Genomic DNA, 17,494 nt, shown 5'->3' with positions numbered 1-17,494 from the left:
CAAACCTATGCCATTGAGAATGGTGCCTGATGAAAATATTTAATAGCCAGATAAATCAATTGGTTTATTACAAGATTGTTGTTTGTTAATAATGTGAGAATGTGGATGGTCCCTGAAGTTCTAGTGAATTTCTAGTGAGTACATTTAAATGAATAGTTGATGGGTCAGGAGATTGCTATGAATATACTTTATATATCACATATTGATGGTGAAAAAGCATCAGGATTATATTATAGTGTTCCATCTCAAATTGTAAATCAAGGACTATTAAATAACGTATTTTGGTATAATATTTGTAGTGCGGAAAGAGAACGCATGTATAAAAAAGAATATTATCATAGTCTTAAGGATTATCCTGAGCTAAAAATCTCAAGTTTGCCAGCACCTTTTAATAACCCTGATTTAGTTGTTTTTCAAGGAATGTACTTTATTGAATATTTGAAAGTATCTAAAGAATGCAGAATTCGAAAGATACCGTATATTATAATTCCTAGAAGTTCGTTGACGCAGGCTGCACAAAAATCAAAATACATTAAGAAAAAAGTAGCTAATTTATTTTTGTTTAATAAATTCATTAAAGAGGCATTAGCAATTCAATATTTAACAAAAGATGAGCAAAGCTCTTCAAAAACAAGTTGGAATAAAAGAATGATTGTTATTCCTAACGGGATTTCAACGCCCCAAGTGTCAAAAGTCTGGAATGAAGAAAAACAGCAGATAAAAATGGTGTTTATTGGGCGTTTGGATATTTACCAAAAAGGTCTTGATCTCTTAATTGGAGCTTTAGGAAAAATAAAGAGTGAAATGAATAACATTAATTTGTATTTAGATATTTATGGTCCTGATAAAAATGGATCTAGAAATGAAATAGAGAAACTAGTTAAACAAAATCAATTAGATAAAATAGTGAGGGTTTATGATCCAGTTTTTGATATTCAAAAAGAAAAAGTATTATTAAATAGTGATGTCTTTGTTCTGACTTCTCGATTTGAAGGTCACTCAATGGGACTCATCGAAGCATTATCTTATGGGTTACCTTGTTTGGTCACTAATGGGACTAATATGAGAGAAGATATTGAAAGTTCTAATTCTGGTTGGGGAGCTGACGGAACAGTATTCAGTATTGAATATGCAATACGTAATTTACTTAGTGAGAGAATAGACGGGCTTAAAATTAAAGGACAGAATGCTAGAAACAAATCCTTGGAATATGACTGGAATGTTATTGCGCAAAAAACAGAACAGCAATACTCGTCATTGCTACGCAGCAATAAAAAAGTAAGTCTTATAAATTAAGGAGCAATATAATGATCAATATTAAAAACATAGTTAAATATATAATGAGAATTATTCCTGACAAAGCATATATAAGGGTTCAGTATTATTACCATATGAAAAAAAAACTAAACTTAAAGGCACCACAAACATTTAATGAAAAGATTCAGTGGCTTAAATTAAATAATAGAAACTCATTGTATACAGATTATGTGGATAAATACAAAGTTAGAGAATTCGTGGAATCAAAAATTGGTTCGGACTATTTAATACCCTTACTTGCTGTATATAATGATGTTAAAGAAATAAAATGGAATGATTTGCCTAAGGAATTTGTGCTTAAATGCACGCATGGTTCTAGCAGTAACTTTATATGTAAAGATAAAAGTAATGCATCAAGAGCACTGGTACTAAACAAGCTTCAAGGCTGGATGAAAATGAATTGGTATTGGCATGGAAGGGAGTGGCCCTATAAAAATATCCGGCCAAAAATTATTTGCGAGAAATATATGGTAGATGAATCAAATAATGAACTCAAGGACTATAAGTTTTTTTGTTTTCATGGGGAGCCCCAATTTGTGCAAATTGATTATGGTAGGTTTGATGAGCATAAAAGAAATATTTATGACATGGATTGGAATTATTGCAATGCAATGATACATTATCCAACTGATCGCGAACATAAAATCCCAAAGCCTATAAATTTCGATCAAATGATAAGTATAGCGAGGATATTATCTGCCGATATACCCCATGTTAGAATAGATTTGTATAATATTAATGGTGATATTTATTTTGGGGAAATGACTTTTTATCATGGTTCAGGTTATGAAACTTTTCAACCAGTTGAATTCGAGTATGAAATAGGAAGTTGGCTTGATCTTTCAAGAGTTAATAAAATTAATACTTAAGATTGGTGAACTCCATCTAGCAGAATACTGTTAATTATGTACTTAGCAAGAAAGAGGTTGAATAATGTCTCTTTATATATTAATAGCATTTTTATTTTTTTTAGCCGCAGTTTTTGAATATGCAGTCCCAAAAATTAAAAAGTCTGTGTTGTGGGTAATAATCTTATTAACTCCGTTGTTTATTTTAAGTGCTTTTCGAGCACCTTCGGTAGGCAATGACTCGTTAACATATTATAATTCATATTTTATTGTCATTAATGAAGACCTATTCTCAAAGTCAGTATCTAGTATGGAGATAGGCTATGTAATATTATCTAGACTCTTTGGATTAATAGGTTTTGAATATATACACTTACAAGTTCTAATAACTTGTTTTATTTTTATTGTCTTAGCTGTTTCAATTTATAAATATTCAAAGAATGTAGCTTTTAGTGTATATATATTTATTACTAGTAGAATGTTCTTTGATATTATGAATATAAGTAGACAGTACATTTCAATAGCAATATTAATGTTGAGTGTGTCTTATATAAAGGAAAAAAAGTTTATTAAATTTTTTTTATTAGTACTATTAGCGTCCTTATTCCATATATCTGCACTAGTATTCCTTATTTCGTACCCGATTTCAAATATAACTTATAAAAAGGGGAATGTAACTTTAATATTATTAATAGGAATTGTTGCTAGTGTAATGTTTGACGAGATCGTTAGAATGTTTACAAATTTAAATCCAAAATATTTGGTGTACTTGCATAGTGAATACTTTAACTCGCAAGGGAACATAGCAATTTACTTTAATCTATTAATTTACTTGAGTATTTTTTTCGCAGCTCTAATAACAGGCTATAGGAAATACGTTTATAGAGATAATAACACAATTCTTGCTAACCACTACATGGATGAGCAAAAAATTTGGTTTTCTTTTTGTTTAATTGCAGTCATATGTGGTCTTGCGGGCTTGAATGCACCTTTAGTGAGTCGGATTTCAATATATTTTACTGCTTTTTATATCTTTGCTATACCCAATATAGTGAGTGGGTTAAAGGGGAAAGTTGAAAAGTTAGTTTTATTTTCGGTAATCTCAATAGGATTCTTTTTGAATTATTACATAACAATGCTATATAGACCAGAGTGGAATCGAGTCTATCCATATCTATGGTATTGGAATTGGTAACATTATTCTCGCTGTATTAATCTTGAGAAGTAATTAGTAATTAATGAAGTGTAGTGTGGAAGGTGTTCATTAAATGAGTAATATGGAATTTAACAATAAAGTTATAAAAGCAACCAAATGGGCATCAATAACAGAAGTTTTAGCTAAAATAATTGGCCCAATAACAAACATGATTCTTGCAAGAATACTAGCACCAGAGGTTTTTGGGATTGTTGCTTCAATCACATTAATTACGAGTTTTGCGGAGATGTTAACTGATGCAGGTTTTCATAAATATTTGATCCAATTCAATTTTAAGAGTAGAAAGGAATTGGAGAATGCTTCAAGTGTATCTTTTTGTACAAACTTTTTGTTGTCAATAATTGTATTTGTAATAATTTTATTAAATGCTAATACAATTTCGATGTGGTTAGGATATTCTGATTTAGGAAATGCAGTTTGGGTTTCGTGTTTATTGATACCAATAAACTCGTTTACAAGTATTCAGTTAGCGCTTTACAAAAGAGAACTAGATTTTCGAACGGTTTTTGTCGTAAGAATTATAGGAGTATTTGTACCTGTAATTATTACGATACCACTGGCACTAAGCGGATATGGGTACTGGTCAATAATAGTGGGATTATTATTATCACAACTTATTAGTGCGGTTATTTTATATTTAAGATCAAGCTGGAAACCAAAGTTTCTTTTTGATATAAAAATTTTAAAAAGAATGATTAATTTTAGCTTTTGGTCAAGCATGGAGTCAATTTCCATATGGCTTACTGTTTGGATAGATTCTTTTATTATAGCTAGTGCCTTAAACATGTATTTTTTAGGCCTTTATAAAACCTCGACAATGCTTGTAAGTGCACTCTTAAACGTAATTGTAGCATCGAGTGTTCCCGTATTATTCTCAGCACTTTCAAGACTACAAGAAGATACTGAAAAATTCACTGAAGTTTTTCTAAAGTTTCAAAGAATATCATCAATAATTGTACTTCCTTTGGGAGTGGGTATTTTCCTATTTAGCGATTTAGTTACTCTTGTTGTTTTGGGGAATGAGTGGGGGGAAGCGAGCAAGATAATTGGAGTTTGGTCTCTAACAAGTGCAATTACAATAGTATATGGGTATTATAATAGTGAAGTTTATAGGGCAAAGGGAAAACCAAAGTTATCATTTTTAGCTCAAGCTATGCATTTATTCGTACTGGTTCCAGTTTGTTTAATTAGCGTTAAGGTTGGTTTCTGGACGCTAGTATATTGGCGTGCTTGGATTAGAATGCAACATGTATTAGTTCATTTTGCATTATTAAAGATGTTTATTGGTATACCAATTCTCAGGGTCTTAAATAACACATATCCGATGCTGCTATCCGCATGTATCATGGGACTTTTGGGGTATATGTTAAAATCAGTATCGTCCAACACTCTATGGTATTTAGTGGTGATTTTTTTGTGCATTGTTCTTTATTTTGTTGTTCTTAGTTTTTTTTCAGAGATAAAACGAGAGGGTTTAGGAGTTTTAAAAAAAATAATAAAATAAATAGTGGAGGTAGTGATGTCAAAACTAGCAGTAGCCGGAACGGGTTATGTCGGATTGGTCGCAGGTGTTTGTTTTGCGGAGATGGGCCACCAAGTGACCTGCGTCGATATCGACGAAAACAAGGTCGCATTGATGAAGTCGGGTGTTTCGCCTATTTATGAAGCCGGGCTGGAAGAGCTAATGCGGAAAAATTACGCTGCCGGGAGAATCGACTATACCACTGACTATGTATCTGCATATAAAGATGCTGATGCGATTTTCATTGGAGTCGGCACTCCGGAGCAGCCGGATGGTTCTGCCAATCTGTCCTACATCGCAACGGTGGCTAGGCAAATTGCTGAAACGATCGAGAGGGATTGCCTGGTTGTCGTCAAATCGACGGTGCCTGTAGGAACAAACGATAAGGTAGAGCAATTCATTCGGGATTTTTTAATCAACCCGGTAAAGGTGGAAGTGGCCTCTAACCCGGAATTTTTGGCGCAAGGCTCTGCCGTTCACGACACGCTGCACGCGGAACGCATTATTATCGGGACGGAAAGCCAGTGGGCGGAAGAGTTGCTGAAGTCGATTTATGAGCCGTTTGGGCTGCCTATCGTTTCGGTTAACCGCAGATCTTCGGAAATGATCAAATACGCCTCCAATGACTTTCTCGCGCTCAAAATATCGTATATGAACGATATCGCTAATTTGTGTGAGCTGGTGGGAGCGGATATTCAGGATGTGGCCGAAGGTATGGGCTACGATCCCCGAATCGGCAGAAAGTTTCTGAACGCCGGGATCGGTTTTGGCGGCTCCTGCTTTCCCAAGGACACGAAGGCGCTTGATTATTTGGCCAGACAACATGGTTACGAGCTTAGAACGGTCAAATCTGCGATTGATGTGAACCAGGATCAGAAGACGATGTTATACAAAAAAGCCAGCAAGCGGCTGATTACGTTTAGCGGTCTGAAAGTGGCCGTGCTTGGATTGACCTTTAAGCCGGCGACGGACGATCTCAGGGAAGCGGCTTCGCTGGAGAATGTACCGATGCTGCTTCAGCAAGGCGCAAATGTGTTTGCCTACGATCCGGTCGGCGCGGCTAATTTCGCCAAGCTATACCCTTCAGGAGGCAACGCCAAAGGAAGCATCACGTATACCGAAAGTGCTGAGGAGGCGCTGGATGGCGCGAATGTTTGCTTTATTTTTACGGAGTGGGGAGAGATTAAGGCAATTCAGCCTGAAGCCTACCGTAAGCTGATGCGTACTCCGCTTGTTTACGACGGGCGCAATTTGTACAGCGTGGCGGCAATGAAAGCGGCTGGCGTGGAGTATCATTCCATCGGTCGCGAAGCTGCTGTCCGGCAGGGGAGTTAAGGAGGCGAAAAGCATTGAGCAATGAGACTGCAGGCGGAAACAGCGTCTATCTGGTTACAGGCGCGGCGGGTTTTATTGGCAGTTTTGTTTCCAAGAGATTGCTGGAGGACGGGGCAACGGTTATCGGCATTGATAATCTAAATGATTATTATGACCCCAAGCTGAAGCATGCAAGGCTGGAGCTGCTGAAACAGCAAGAGCGCTTTGTGTTTGTTCAAGGAGATATTTCGGACAAAACGGCGGTAACGGACTTATTCCGGCATTACAAGCCGGAGGTTGTTGTGCATTTGGCTGCTCAGGCGGGTGTTCGTTATTCTCTTGAGAACCCGGACGCTTATATTCAAAGCAATATCGTCGGATTCCATCATATCCTGGAAGCCTGCCGCGAGTTTCCGGTGAAGCATCTTTTATACGCTTCGTCCAGCTCGGTTTATGGGGCAAACCGCAAGGTTCCTTTTGAGGAAAGCGATCCTGTGGACCATCCCGTTTCATTGTATGCCGCTACCAAAAAGAGTAATGAACTGATGGCACATACCTACAGCCATCTGTATCGCATACCTGCGACAGGCCTGCGCTTCTTTACGGTCTACGGTCCGATGGGACGGCCAGATATGGCTTACTTTGGCTTTGCCGATAGCTATTTTGCAGGGCGGCCGATCGCGATTTACAACAATGGCGATTTTGAAAATGATCTGTACCGTGATTTCACCTATATCGATGATATTGTAGACGGTATTATTCGGCTTATCGGGAAGCCTCCGGTCGGCACGGTAGCTGGGGCGGTTAGCGCAGGGATGGCGGAGGACGATGCAACAACACCGGTTGAAGCTGCGAAAACCGGTGGAGCAGGAGCTCCGCACAAGGTCTATAATATCGGCAACAACAGCCCGGAGAAGCTGATGGCTTTTATTGGGGCGCTTGAAACGGCCTTGGGCAAGGCTCTGGGCAGAGAGGTTGTATTTGCCAAGCAGTTTGAGCCAATTAAGCCCGGCGACGTACCAGCCACATATGCATCCACAGATGCATTGTACAAAGCGGTCGGCTTCAAACCGCAAACGCCGATAAGCGAAGGCCTGCAGCGTTTTGCGGACTGGTACGTGGGCTATTACGGGGTTAAATAATTCGAAACACTCCATCTTGTTGGATAATAGAAGCTGCTTCCATTGGCGAGGCAGCTTTTCTTATAACTACAAGAGTATCTGTAGTAATCGTTCAAGGCTTACATTAAAATGAGGTTAGGGCTTTTAGCGGCTTCAGTGTATCTTACTTACAACTACATTTTCCAGGAGGGTAACAAATGAAAGGCATAATCCTTGCAGGAGGCAGCGGGACAAGACTGTACCCCTTAACTAAAACGATTTCCAAACAGCTGCTTCCGATTTATGACAAGCCTATGATCTATTACCCGCTGTCTATCCTGATGTTGGCAGGTATTCAAGATATTTTGATCATTTCAACTCCCCAAGATACTCCCCGATTTGAGCAGTTGTTAGGTGACGGCAGCGACATTGGCATTACCATCAGCTATGCTGTTCAGGAGTCGCCAGATGGATTGGCACAAGCTTTTCTAATTGGCGAGGAGTTTATCGGCGATGATAGCGTCGCATTAATATTAGGAGATAATATTTTTTATGGCCATGGTTTTACGAATCTATTGGAAAAAGCTGCTCTGCGTCAAAAGGGAGCAACCATCTTTGGCTACAATGTCAAAGATCCGGAGCGCTTTGGTGTCGTAGAGTTCAATGAGAGCGGCAAAGCTATTTCCATCGAAGAGAAACCCCAAGTGCCCAAATCGACTTATGCGGTAACGGGCCTGTATTTCTATGACAATCGCGTTATTGATATAGCTAAACAAATAACGCCTTCAGCGCGTGGCGAATTAGAGATAACGGATGTCAACAAGGCTTATTTGGAGCTGGACGAGCTTCATGTGGAGCTTCTTGGCCGTGGTTTCGCCTGGCTGGATACGGGCACGCACGAATCTTTGCTAGAGGCGTCAACCTATATTGAAACCATCGAAAAAAGGCAAAGTCTAAAGGTGGCTTGTCTTGAGGAAATTGCATATCGCAAAGGCTATATTAGCAAAAAGCAGCTGCTTGAGCTTGCCGAACCGTTGAAGAAAAACGAGTATGGGCAATACTTGATCCGATTAGCCCAGCAAAATAAAGAAGTGATTAAACAGGAGGGCGTATTAGCATGAAGCTGACAAGCACTAAGCTAGATGGCGTAATCATTATTGAGCCAACGGTCCATGGCGACCATCGCGGTTGGTTTATGGAAACGTATAGCAAAGGCCGTTTTAAAATGGAAGGCATCGATATAACCTTTGTTCAGGACAACCATTCTTTTTCCGCGGCAAAAGGGACGCTCAGAGGGCTGCACTATCAACTAAATCCTAAGGCGCAAACCAAATTGGTTCGGTGCAACAGGGGAGCTATCTATGATGTAGCCGTCGATATTCGAAAAGGCAGTCCGACCTTCGGGCAATGGATCGGCGTGGAGTTAACCGAAGAAAACAGAAAACAATTGCTGGTACCCAGAGGGTTTGCCCATGGTTTTATGACATTGACGGAAAATGCAGAAGTTCAATATAAAGTGGATGAAGTCTACTCCAAAGAACATGATCGTGGCATTCGCTGGAATGACCAAGAGATTGGCATACAGTGGCCGCTGGGCACAACGCCGATCCTCTCGGAGAAGGATGAAATAGCGCCTTTATTAACTGATGCCGATTATAACTTTATCCATGGAGAATAGGACATGAATATTGTAGTGACGGGTTTTGGGGGACAGCTTGGTTTCGATGTTGTGCAAAGAGGAGCTAGTTTAGGTTTGAATATGATAGGCACAACCTCGGCAAGTCTGGATATAACGGATGAAGCAGCGGTGTCGGCATTTGTACATAGACATAAACCGGATGTTATTATTCATTGCGCAGCGTATACGGCCGTGGACAAAGCGGAGGATGACCAGGAAAATTGCCGGAAGGCAAATAAAGACGGCACCAGGTTTTTGGCGGCTGCGGCTAAGCAGGTGCAAGCTAAGTTTCTATATATCAGCACGGATTATGTATTCGATGGCAAAGGGCAAGAAGCCTTCAAAGAAACCGATTCTCCAAACCCGATTAATCATTATGGGTTAACCAAATACGAAGGAGAGCAAATCGTAAAGGATTTGTTGTCGGAGTATTTTATTGTGCGGATTTCGTGGGTATTCGGACTTAATGGCAATAATTTTGTAAAAACGATGCTACGGCTGGCTGAAACGCGCAATGAGTTAAATGTGGTTGGAGATCAGTGGGGTTCCCCTACGTATACAGCAGACCTGGCTCGATTGCTGATAGACATTGCGCGTACGGATAAATATGGAACCTATCATGCATCGAATGAGGGATTTTGCAGTTGGGCAGAGTTTGCTCGTGAAATTTTTGCAGTTGCCCATAAAGCCGTAAAAGTGAATGGCATTGCAACAGAAGAATATCCGACTCGGGCGGTCAGGCCCAAAAACTCCCGAATGTCGAAGCGAAAATTGATTGAACAAGGCTTTGAGCCTTTGCCGTCATGGCAGGATGCGGTAAAGAGATTCCTAGAACAGTTAAAGTTGGAGGAGCAGAAATGACAAGGAAAAAAGTGCTCGTTACCGGAGGCGCTGGTTTTATAGGCGGGAACTTTGTTCAGTATATGGTAGATAAATATCCCCAGTATGACATCACGAATCTGGATTTGTTGACGTATGCCGGCGATCTTACCAAACACTCCGGAATCGAGGAAAAAGAGAATTACCGCTTCGTGAAAGCAGATATTGCGGACCGGGATGAAATCATGGCTTTATTTCAAAAAGAACAGTTTCATTATGTTGTTCATTTCGCAGCTGAGAGCCATGTGGATCGTTCGATTACCGATCCTGGCATCTTCGTGAAGACCAATGTATTGGGAACACAGGTGCTGCTGGATGCAGCCAAGGCATATGGGATCACCAAGTTTGTACATGTCTCCACCGATGAAGTATATGGCGAATTGGATTTTGACCCCGACACCTTCTTTACCGAGGAAACGCCTATACAGCCTAATAGCCCCTATAGCGCAAGCAAGGCTTCATCCGACTTGTTGGTGCGAGCGTACCATGAAACCTTTGGACTCCCCGTTAATATTACACGGTGTTCCAATAACTACGGCCCTTACCACTTCCCGGAGAAGCTTATTCCGCTCACTATTTCCCGGGTGCTTAACGGCCAGAAGGTTCCCGTTTATGGCGATGGAAGAAACATTCGGGATTGGCTGCATGTCTGGGATCATTGTTCAGCGATTGATTTGGTTATGCATGAAGGAGCAAACGGCGAGGTTTACAATATTGGCGGGCATAATGAGCGGACAAACCTTGAGGTCGTGAAGACGATTATTCATGCGTTGAATCAGACGGAGGATTTGATTGAATTTGTGACGGATCGTCTTGGCCACGATAAGCGGTATGCCATTGATCCCTCCAAGCTGATCAAGCTGGGCTGGAAGCCGCAGTATACCTTTGAGACGGGGATTGTTCAAACGGTTGAATGGTATCTCCATAACAAGATTTGGTGGGAGCGTATTTTAAGCGGCGAATACCAGCATTATTTTGATAAGCAATATGGGATCTAAGTCAAGTTATGCTTTTAGAAACCAACAGGTAATCTAATTAGAAGGAGTCAGCATTGGATAGATCATTAAACAACAGGGAGAGGTTAAGTCAGTGGAACTTTACGCCAAGCTATTAGACAAAACCGAATTTGCTTCGGTCGTGGGATTAGGCTACGTTGGCTTGCCGCTGGCGGTGGCTTTTGCCAAGAAGGTCAACGTGATAGGATACGACCTAAATCAAGAAAAAATTGAATTATATAAAACAGGGCAGGATCCCACAAATGAAGTGGGTAATGAGGCATTAAGTAATACGGACTTAATCTTTACATCGGATGAAGAGGATTTAAAAAGAGCCAGGTTTCATATTGTTGCGGTTCCCACTCCAATAAATGCCGATAAAACTCCTGATCTTTCACCAATTGAAGGCGCAAGCAGAGTGGTAGGGCGAAATTTGATTAAAGGCTCAATAGTTGTTTATGAGTCGACAGTATATCCGGGTGTAACGGAAGACTATTGCATCCCTATTCTAGAACAAGAGTCGGGGTTAAAGTGTGGAGTGGACTTTAAAGTAGGGTATTCGCCTGAAAGAATTAATCCTGGCGATAAGGTTCATACCCTGGAGAATATAGTGAAAATCGTATCGGGTATGGATAATGAAGCTCTTCGCGAGATCTCACTGGTCTACAGGTTAGTTATAAAAGCAGGAGTCTACGAAACATCGTCGATAAAAGTGGCTGAAGCTGCAAAAGTGGTCGAAAATAGCCAAAGGGATATTAACATAGCTTTCATGAATGAACTGGCGATGGTTTTTAATAGTATGAATATTGACACTAAAGAAGTTGTCGATGCTATGAATACGAAGTGGAATGCATTAAAGTTTTATCCTGGCCTTGTTGGAGGGCATTGTATTGGCGTCGATCCCTATTACTTTTTATATGAGGCCGAAAGGTTAGGGTATCATAGCCAAATCATTTTGTCTGGCCGAAAAATAAATGATGGTATGGGGAAGTTTGTGGGAGATGCCATAATTAAAAAGTTAATATTGGCCAATAAGGTGGTCAAGCAAGCAAAGGTTGCTATACTTGGCATTACCTTTAAAGAAAACTGTCCTGATATTCGGAATTCGAAAGTAATAGATATTATTCGCGTATTAAATGAGTATGGTATAAAGCCTATTATTTATGACCCATATGCTGATTTTGAAGAAACCAGAAAAGAGTATAACGTGGAGTTAGCGGCCTTTGATGATTTAAAGGATTTAGATTGTCTAGTCTTTGCCGTAGCGCACAACTCATTTAAAAATATGGAAATTGACCAAATGGACCGTCTTTTTGCAGACATAAAGAATGATGAAAAAATAATTATCGATGTCAAAAGTATAATGGATAAGGCAATGATTCAAGAAAAAGGGTACACGTTTTGGAGATTATAAGTGCCGGCTCGCCAAATGAGGGGCCAGGGTCATTAGGCTGGAAACAACGATATTTGACTCCGCGGCTTTAAATATAGAAAGCCGCCCCAATAAAGGATAAGTCTATGAAAAAAACGATATATTGGGCGCTGGTTGTTCTGGCGTTTGGTTTGATCTTTTATTTGTCCTCCCAGCCGGCGACGGAATCGGGAGCGTGGAGCCGCAGCCTGACGCGGTGGCTCGTTTCCCATGTGTCCGGCTGGTATCCTGATGCGGGGAATCATTTTGAACGGGTCCATCATTTGTTCCGTAAAAACGCGCATTTCTTCATTTATGGCCTACTGGGAATTCTGATGTTTAATGCGCTCCGGTTAAGCCCTCTGCGAGGCTGGCGGCGAGCTGGCATGGCTCTGATCCTCTGCGTGCTGGTTGCGATCTCGGATGAGATTCATCAATATTTCGTGCCGGGCAGAGGGGCGCAGGTTAGAGATGTGATCATTGATGGAGCGGGCGCGGCTACCGCAATTCTTCTCTGTTGGGGCATCAGCAGAATCAGGACTCAATGGAGAATACGGCGGGAACGCAGGCGATGAGGTTAAGCGGAAGGGTAAAGTGAACTGAAACAAATCATGAGCAAAGGGCGTTTAAGAGATAAGCAGATGTTACCGAGTTTACTTTTAATCAGAATAAGGAGAATCGCCGTTCTTCACTGGCTGGAGGGTTTGCAGGCGAAGGAGATCAAATGACCAAAAACAAAAAAATGCTGTTGATAGGAGCGGGAGCACTGCTCCTTCTTGCCCTTGTTGTGTATGGCGTAAGCAGCCTTAGCTCCAAAATGAATGAGGCCAAAAGGCTGAATGAACAAATCGCGCAAGCTTCGGGAGAGGATGACAAGGAGCCGGATCAGGGCGACGGGGAGCAGCCGGAGGCGAGCGGACAGCCCGGAGACGCGTCTGGTGAAGCTGGCGGCGATGAAGCCGGTGCAGCTAATGGCTCCGCGACTGAAGGCTCCAACGACGACGGAGGCTCCACGGAGGGCCAAAATGGCCAAGGCGGAGCGGCAGCACCGGGACAAGCCAGCTCCGATCCTAATGGTTCCACTTCCCCTGAGCCGTCGCCAGCGGCTTCTGGCGGCCAAGACAGCGGTGGAGCCAACCCGACGGTTAAACCTTCGACGGAGCCCGGGACGCCGTCAAGCGGAGGCTCTGACAATCCGAGTGCCACAACATCGCCTGACGACAAAAGCAAAGTCAAACAGGGCATTGACGCCGCCATCACCAAGGAGATGGAGCAGCTGAGGGCATCCTGCACCGCAACGAGCAGCAGTCTGGTCAAAAAAATCGCAGCCGAGCTGAAGGCCGATCCGGATGCCGGGCTGGATAAAATCCAGGGGGCATTTCTAGATGATGTGATTGCCGCCGAAGCCAAATGCGACAGCGACTTTAACGCTTTGTTGTCCAAAGCGAAGGAGCAGTATAAGAGTGAAGGCATCTCGGAGACCACGCTGCCGGATTGGAGCTCCGAATACGCAAGCTCCAAAGAAAAGGCACGCGCCAACGCGTTGTCGGCTATCGCCAATGCGATGTAACCCAGCAGGCAATGATGGATAATCCCATAACAAAAGAGAAGCCTCCGGGCCGCATGTTACTGCGGAGCCGGAGGCTTCTTCAAATGGTGCAGCTATTGCTTATTTGCTAGCTACCCAAGCGTCGATTTGGGACTGGATTTCAGCCATAACTTTGTCCAGGCCGTTTTCTTTGAACTTCTCGATTGCTTTAGGCAATTGAACGGCAGGATCAACCGTACCGGAGAACAACGCGTCATAAACGGCGTCCTTCGTATTTTTCAAGCTTGCCAGTTCGCTTGTAATTTTGCTTGTGTCTACTTGGAAGCCAAGCAGAGGAGCAGCTGTTGCGGAATCATTGAACTTTTGGAATTGCTCCCATTTGTCTGGAGCATCGTTGGAATTCAGGTATGTCAGCATCAGGTTGCCGGCTGTGAAAGCAGGGAAGCCGTAGCCGCTGTCAGGAATGATGTCCTTTGTGTTGTCGCCTGTTTTTGTGTAGTGAACATCTTGAATACCGAAGTCAAGCAGGTTCATCAGATCAGCGTCAGTGTACAGCAGGTTCAGGAACTCCATCGCTTTTTCCGGATGCTCGGAGTTGATGGAGATTGCTTGCATGGAACCAGCTACGGACCAGTTGAACGAAATTGGATCTTGCATAGGCACGCTCACCACTTCATAACCGGCATCAGCGCTCCACAGGTTGTCTGCAAGAGGTTGGGAATCGGCTACGTCAACCAGCCATTGGCCAGTTTTGAAGTAGTCGCCAGCGTCTTTTTGCGTTGCTACGTCTTTAGGCAGGTAACCTGCTTGGTAGTAACGGTGCATGGTTTCCAGGTAGCTCTTAGCTTCGTCAGTTTCCCATACGTTGATCAGCTTGTAATCCGTTGTGTCCAGCGGCATGCCGATGATTGGAATATCGTTGATAGGCATGTCTACATGGAAGAACTCAGCAATTTTAGCCGGGATCGGAGCAATTGTGGGTTCGTTTTCTTTAAACGTTTTCAAAAGCGGCTCCAGGTCTTGAAGCGTTCTTACGTTCGAAATATCCAGGTTGTATTTGTCAACAAACGTTTTGTTGAAACGGAATACGCGTTGCTGCGGAAGCTCTTTGTTTGCAGGAATACCGTAGTTGTGGCCGTTTACTTTTGTTCCCTCAAGGAAGTCAGGGTGAAGAGCGGCTACAATGCCTTGTCCATGGGATTGCAGCAGATCGTCGACTGCCAGGAATGCATTTTTCTTGGCATTGCCGAAGTAATCGTTAGCCCAGGAGCTTGTAAAAGCGATATCAAAGCTTTCGCCGGAAGCGATAGCGATTTGCATCTTTTGGGAATATTCGCCCCAATCCAGCATTTTGATTTTTACAGTTGCGTTGATTTTGTCAGCTGTAATCTTGTTGATTTCATCGTTAACCTTTTGCAGGTCTCTTGGTGGTGTACCAATCGTATACCATACCAGCTCTACCGGAGCTTCGCTGCCGCCGTTAGCGCCGGAATTGCTTCCTTCGCTACCGCTTTCATTATTCTTGCCGCCACAGGCCGCCAAAACCAAAGACAGGACGAGAACCAGCGCAAGCAAGCTTAAGCCTTTTTTCCTTACCATGTGTCATATCCCCCTAGCAGATAATTTATATTACAAGTCCGAAGGAGCGCGAGGCTCCTTCATTCCTATAATCGTCAGTTACTACTCCTTGATCGCGCCAATTGTCAGGCCTTGCACAAAATAACGCTGGAAGAACGGATAAGCCAGAACGATCGGGCCGGTTGCCAGAACAACCATCGCCATACGGGAGGTGTCCTGAGGCAGCGAGCTTAGCAGATCCTTGCCTTGGCCGCTGTTAAGCAGGGCGGAGTTCTGGATCAGGAACTGCATGTTGTTTTCGATGCGCATCAGCATCGGCTGAAGCGGCACCCATTGATTGGAATCAATGTACAGCAAAGCGTTGAACCAGTCATTCCAGTAACCCAGCGTGCTGAAGAGCGCGATGGTGGCCAGACCCGGAAGGGAAATCGGCAGTACGAGCGAAAACAGGGATCTGAACTCGCCTGCGCCATCGATTTTGCCCGATTCAATGATTGGATCAGGTACGCTGGTTGAGAAGAAGGTCCGCAGAACCAGAACGTAGAAGGCATTCATCGCCATAGGGAGAATCAGCGCCCATACGGAATCCTTGAGACCAAGCATCTGCGTAACGACGATGTAGGACGGCACCAGACCGCCGCTGAACAACATCGTGAAAAAGATAATGAAGGAAAAGAAGCCGCGGTATTTGAAATTGCGCCGCGAAAGGGCATAGGCGTAAAGCGTGGTCATGGAGACCGTAATCAGAACGCCGATTACCGTGATGAGAATCGTTACGCCGTAGGAGCGAAGCAGCTGGTCGCCGGTTTGAAGAATGTATTCATAGGCGTACAGGCTCCACTTCTCGGGCCATATTTGATAACCGTTCAAGAGCAGCGACTGCTCGTCGGTCAGGGATAGAATGACTACGAATATAAACGGGAATACACATAGAAACGCGAATCCGCCGGCTACGAGATTTAGAATTAAATTCCATGGCCGGGATAAGTTCTGGCCATTGTTGAGACGGCGTGTTTTGGCTATTTTCATCTCCATCTCCTCCTAGAACAGTGCCTGATCCCTGTTGATTTTTTTGACAATGCCGTTAGCCGTAAGAACCAGTATGAGGCCGACTACGGATTGATACAAGCCGGTAGCGGTACTGATGCCGAAGTCTCCGACAACTTTGAGCGCGCGGTATACGTAGGTGTCGATAACGTTGGTGACCGGGAACAAGATACCGGATTCCCGCGGAATTTGATAGAACAAACCGAAGTCCGCACGGAAAATGCCGCCGATCGCCAGGATGGTCAGAATGATCATCATCGGCTGCAGCAGAGGCAATGTAATGCGCGTTACCTGCTGCCACTTGTTGGCTCCGTCGATCATGGCTGCTTCATAGTAAGACCTGTCGATACCTGCGATGGATGCCAGATAGATAACGCTGGAGTAGCCGATACCCTTCCACAAGTTAAGGAAGACGAGAATGTACGGCCAATACTTCGGCTCGCTATACCAGGAGATCGGCTCCATGCCGAAATATTGAACAACCTGGTTCAGCACGCCTTTGTCGATGCTCAGGAAGCTGAATGCGAAGTAACCAACGATAACCCAGGACAGGAAATAAGGCATGAACATGCCTGTCTGGTACAGCTTGGACAGTTTTTTGTTGGTCAGCTCATGCAGAATGATTGCCATGGAGACCGAACAGATCAGGCCAAGTATGATAAAAACAAGATTGTAAAGCACGGTGTTCCGCGTAATGATAAAAGCGTCCTGCGCGGTAAACAGGAATTCAAAGTTTTTGAAGCCCACCCAATCGGACTCAAGTATGCTGGCCAAAAATCCGCCTTTGCCAAACCGGTATTCCTTGAATGCGATAACCGCACCCGGCATTGGCAGATAGGCAAAAATAAGAAGCCACAAGGCTCCCGGCAGCACCATCAGCAAAAAAGCTTTATTGCGGTTTAAATTTTTTGCAAATTGGTACAGCGCTTTCATTGACACTCCTCCAGTTCTGTTATTCATGGTTGCGGCCGATCATTACGTTCCAGATTTGCTGCGTCTATATATAACCTTACCTGAAACGGGTTACTTGGTTAAAGTTG

At 43.1% G+C, this 17,494-nt stretch carries 16 protein-coding genes; 13 read left to right on the top strand and 3 right to left on the bottom strand.

All coding sequences use genetic code 11. The annotated features are described in order from the left end of the window. Positions 1 to 177 precede the first annotated feature (177 nt). The 13 genes from ACX93W_RS18580 to ACX93W_RS18520 all read left to right on the top strand — a co-directional run bounded on the left by ACX93W_RS18580 (position 178) and on the right by ACX93W_RS18520 (position 13,850). Positions 178 to 1,296, top strand: coding sequence for a glycosyltransferase family 4 protein (locus tag ACX93W_RS18580; RefSeq protein ID WP_459393877.1), 1,119 nt, complete (start codon positions 178 to 180; stop codon positions 1,294 to 1,296). Between the two features lie 11 nt (positions 1,297 to 1,307). Beyond that, the gene (locus ACX93W_RS18575) at positions 1,308 to 2,186 is read left to right on the top strand and encodes an ATP-grasp fold amidoligase family protein (RefSeq protein ID WP_459393876.1); all 879 of its coding nucleotides are present in this window, start codon (positions 1,308 to 1,310) and stop codon (positions 2,184 to 2,186) included. 64 nt (positions 2,187 to 2,250) lie between these two features. After that, entirely contained in the window at positions 2,251 to 3,360 is a 1,110-nt protein-coding gene (locus tag ACX93W_RS18570) for an EpsG family protein (protein ID WP_459393875.1), read from the top strand. A gap of 73 nt (positions 3,361 to 3,433) precedes the next feature. After that, positions 3,434 to 4,885 carry a lipopolysaccharide biosynthesis protein gene (locus ACX93W_RS18565; RefSeq protein ID WP_459393874.1) on the top strand — a complete coding sequence of 484 codons (1,452 nt, stop codon included), beginning with the start codon at positions 3,434 to 3,436 and terminating at the stop codon, positions 4,883 to 4,885. A 15-nt stretch (positions 4,886 to 4,900) separates the two neighbouring features. Then, positions 4,901 to 6,238, top strand: coding sequence for a UDP-glucose dehydrogenase family protein (locus tag ACX93W_RS18560; protein WP_459393873.1), 1,338 nt, complete (start codon positions 4,901 to 4,903; stop codon positions 6,236 to 6,238). A gap of 14 nt (positions 6,239 to 6,252) precedes the next feature. After that, a complete protein-coding gene (locus ACX93W_RS18555; RefSeq protein WP_459393872.1) occupies positions 6,253 to 7,359 on the top strand; it encodes an SDR family NAD(P)-dependent oxidoreductase in 1,107 nt (368 codons plus the stop codon). 176 nt (positions 7,360 to 7,535) lie between these two features. Then, a complete protein-coding gene (rfbA, locus tag ACX93W_RS18550) occupies positions 7,536 to 8,438 on the top strand; it encodes a glucose-1-phosphate thymidylyltransferase RfbA (RefSeq protein ID WP_459393871.1) in 903 nt (300 codons plus the stop codon). Continuing rightward, complete coding sequence (rfbC, locus tag ACX93W_RS18545; RefSeq protein ID WP_459393870.1) at positions 8,435 to 8,995, top strand: dTDP-4-dehydrorhamnose 3,5-epimerase; 561 nt, start codon at positions 8,435 to 8,437, stop codon at positions 8,993 to 8,995. Before rfbA ends, rfbC begins: the two co-directional genes overlap by 4 nt. Positions 8,996 to 8,998: 3 nt before the next feature. Continuing rightward, positions 8,999 to 9,856, top strand: a complete 858-nt coding sequence (gene rfbD / locus ACX93W_RS18540) for a dTDP-4-dehydrorhamnose reductase (protein ID WP_459393869.1) — start codon at positions 8,999 to 9,001, stop codon at positions 9,854 to 9,856. Continuing rightward, complete coding sequence (rfbB, locus tag ACX93W_RS18535; protein ID WP_459393868.1) at positions 9,853 to 10,872, top strand: dTDP-glucose 4,6-dehydratase; 1,020 nt, start codon at positions 9,853 to 9,855, stop codon at positions 10,870 to 10,872. The genes rfbD and rfbB overlap by 4 nt, the downstream gene beginning before the upstream one ends. Positions 10,873 to 10,963: 91 nt before the next feature. Beyond that, complete coding sequence (locus ACX93W_RS18530) at positions 10,964 to 12,283, top strand: nucleotide sugar dehydrogenase (RefSeq protein WP_459393867.1); 1,320 nt, start codon at positions 10,964 to 10,966, stop codon at positions 12,281 to 12,283. A gap of 104 nt (positions 12,284 to 12,387) precedes the next feature. Continuing rightward, positions 12,388 to 12,855: a VanZ family protein gene (locus ACX93W_RS18525; RefSeq protein WP_459393866.1), complete on the top strand. Its 468-nt coding sequence runs from the start codon at positions 12,388 to 12,390 to the stop codon at positions 12,853 to 12,855. A 149-nt stretch (positions 12,856 to 13,004) separates the two neighbouring features. Then, positions 13,005 to 13,850, top strand: coding sequence for a hypothetical protein (locus ACX93W_RS18520; protein WP_459393865.1), 846 nt, complete (start codon positions 13,005 to 13,007; stop codon positions 13,848 to 13,850). Between the two features lie 99 nt (positions 13,851 to 13,949). Here ACX93W_RS18520 and ACX93W_RS18515 read toward each other — a convergent pair whose 3' ends face one another. The 3 genes from ACX93W_RS18515 to ACX93W_RS18505 form a co-directional block, all read right to left on the bottom strand. Then, positions 13,950 to 15,428: an ABC transporter substrate-binding protein gene (locus tag ACX93W_RS18515; protein WP_459393864.1), complete on the bottom strand. Its 1,479-nt coding sequence runs from the start codon at positions 15,426 to 15,428 to the stop codon at positions 13,950 to 13,952. 81 nt (positions 15,429 to 15,509) lie between these two features. Continuing rightward, the gene (locus ACX93W_RS18510; protein ID WP_459393980.1) at positions 15,510 to 16,430 is read right to left on the bottom strand and encodes a carbohydrate ABC transporter permease; all 921 of its coding nucleotides are present in this window, start codon (positions 16,428 to 16,430) and stop codon (positions 15,510 to 15,512) included. 18 nt (positions 16,431 to 16,448) lie between these two features. Continuing rightward, positions 16,449 to 17,387, bottom strand: coding sequence for an ABC transporter permease (locus ACX93W_RS18505; protein WP_459393863.1), 939 nt, complete (start codon positions 17,385 to 17,387; stop codon positions 16,449 to 16,451). Between the last annotated feature and the right edge of the window lie 107 nt (positions 17,388 to 17,494).

This window comes from Paenibacillus sp. CAU 1782, from assembly GCF_054551715.1.
Note: the sequence above shows the minus strand (reverse complement) of the source record. Positions and strands in the feature narration are given on the sequence as shown.

Bases quoted from the DNA above. Each gene is read 5' to 3' on its own strand.
- ACX93W_RS18565 (WP_459393874.1), top strand. From the start codon at position 3,434: ATGAGTAATATGGAATTTAACAATAAAGTTATAAAAGCAACCAAATGG.
- ACX93W_RS18520 (WP_459393865.1), top strand. From the start codon at position 13,005: ATGACCAAAAACAAAAAAATGCTGTTGATAGGAGCGGGAGCACTGCTC.
- ACX93W_RS18560 (WP_459393873.1), top strand. From the start codon at position 4,901: ATGTCAAAACTAGCAGTAGCCGGAACGGGTTATGTCGGATTGGTCGCA.
- ACX93W_RS18505 (WP_459393863.1), bottom strand. From the start codon at position 17,387: ATGAAAGCGCTGTACCAATTTGCAAAAAATTTAAACCGCAATAAAGCT.
- rfbA (WP_459393871.1), top strand. From the start codon at position 7,536: ATGAAAGGCATAATCCTTGCAGGAGGCAGCGGGACAAGACTGTACCCC.
- rfbB (WP_459393868.1), top strand. From the start codon at position 9,853: ATGACAAGGAAAAAAGTGCTCGTTACCGGAGGCGCTGGTTTTATAGGC.
- rfbC (WP_459393870.1), top strand. From the start codon at position 8,435: ATGAAGCTGACAAGCACTAAGCTAGATGGCGTAATCATTATTGAGCCA.
- ACX93W_RS18515 (WP_459393864.1), bottom strand. From the start codon at position 15,428: ATGGTAAGGAAAAAAGGCTTAAGCTTGCTTGCGCTGGTTCTCGTCCTG.
- rfbD (WP_459393869.1), top strand. From the start codon at position 8,999: ATGAATATTGTAGTGACGGGTTTTGGGGGACAGCTTGGTTTCGATGTT.
- ACX93W_RS18525 (WP_459393866.1), top strand. From the start codon at position 12,388: ATGAAAAAAACGATATATTGGGCGCTGGTTGTTCTGGCGTTTGGTTTG.
- ACX93W_RS18575 (WP_459393876.1), top strand. From the start codon at position 1,308: ATGATCAATATTAAAAACATAGTTAAATATATAATGAGAATTATTCCT.
- ACX93W_RS18570 (WP_459393875.1), top strand. From the start codon at position 2,251: ATGTCTCTTTATATATTAATAGCATTTTTATTTTTTTTAGCCGCAGTT.
- ACX93W_RS18580 (WP_459393877.1), top strand. From the start codon at position 178: ATGAATATACTTTATATATCACATATTGATGGTGAAAAAGCATCAGGA.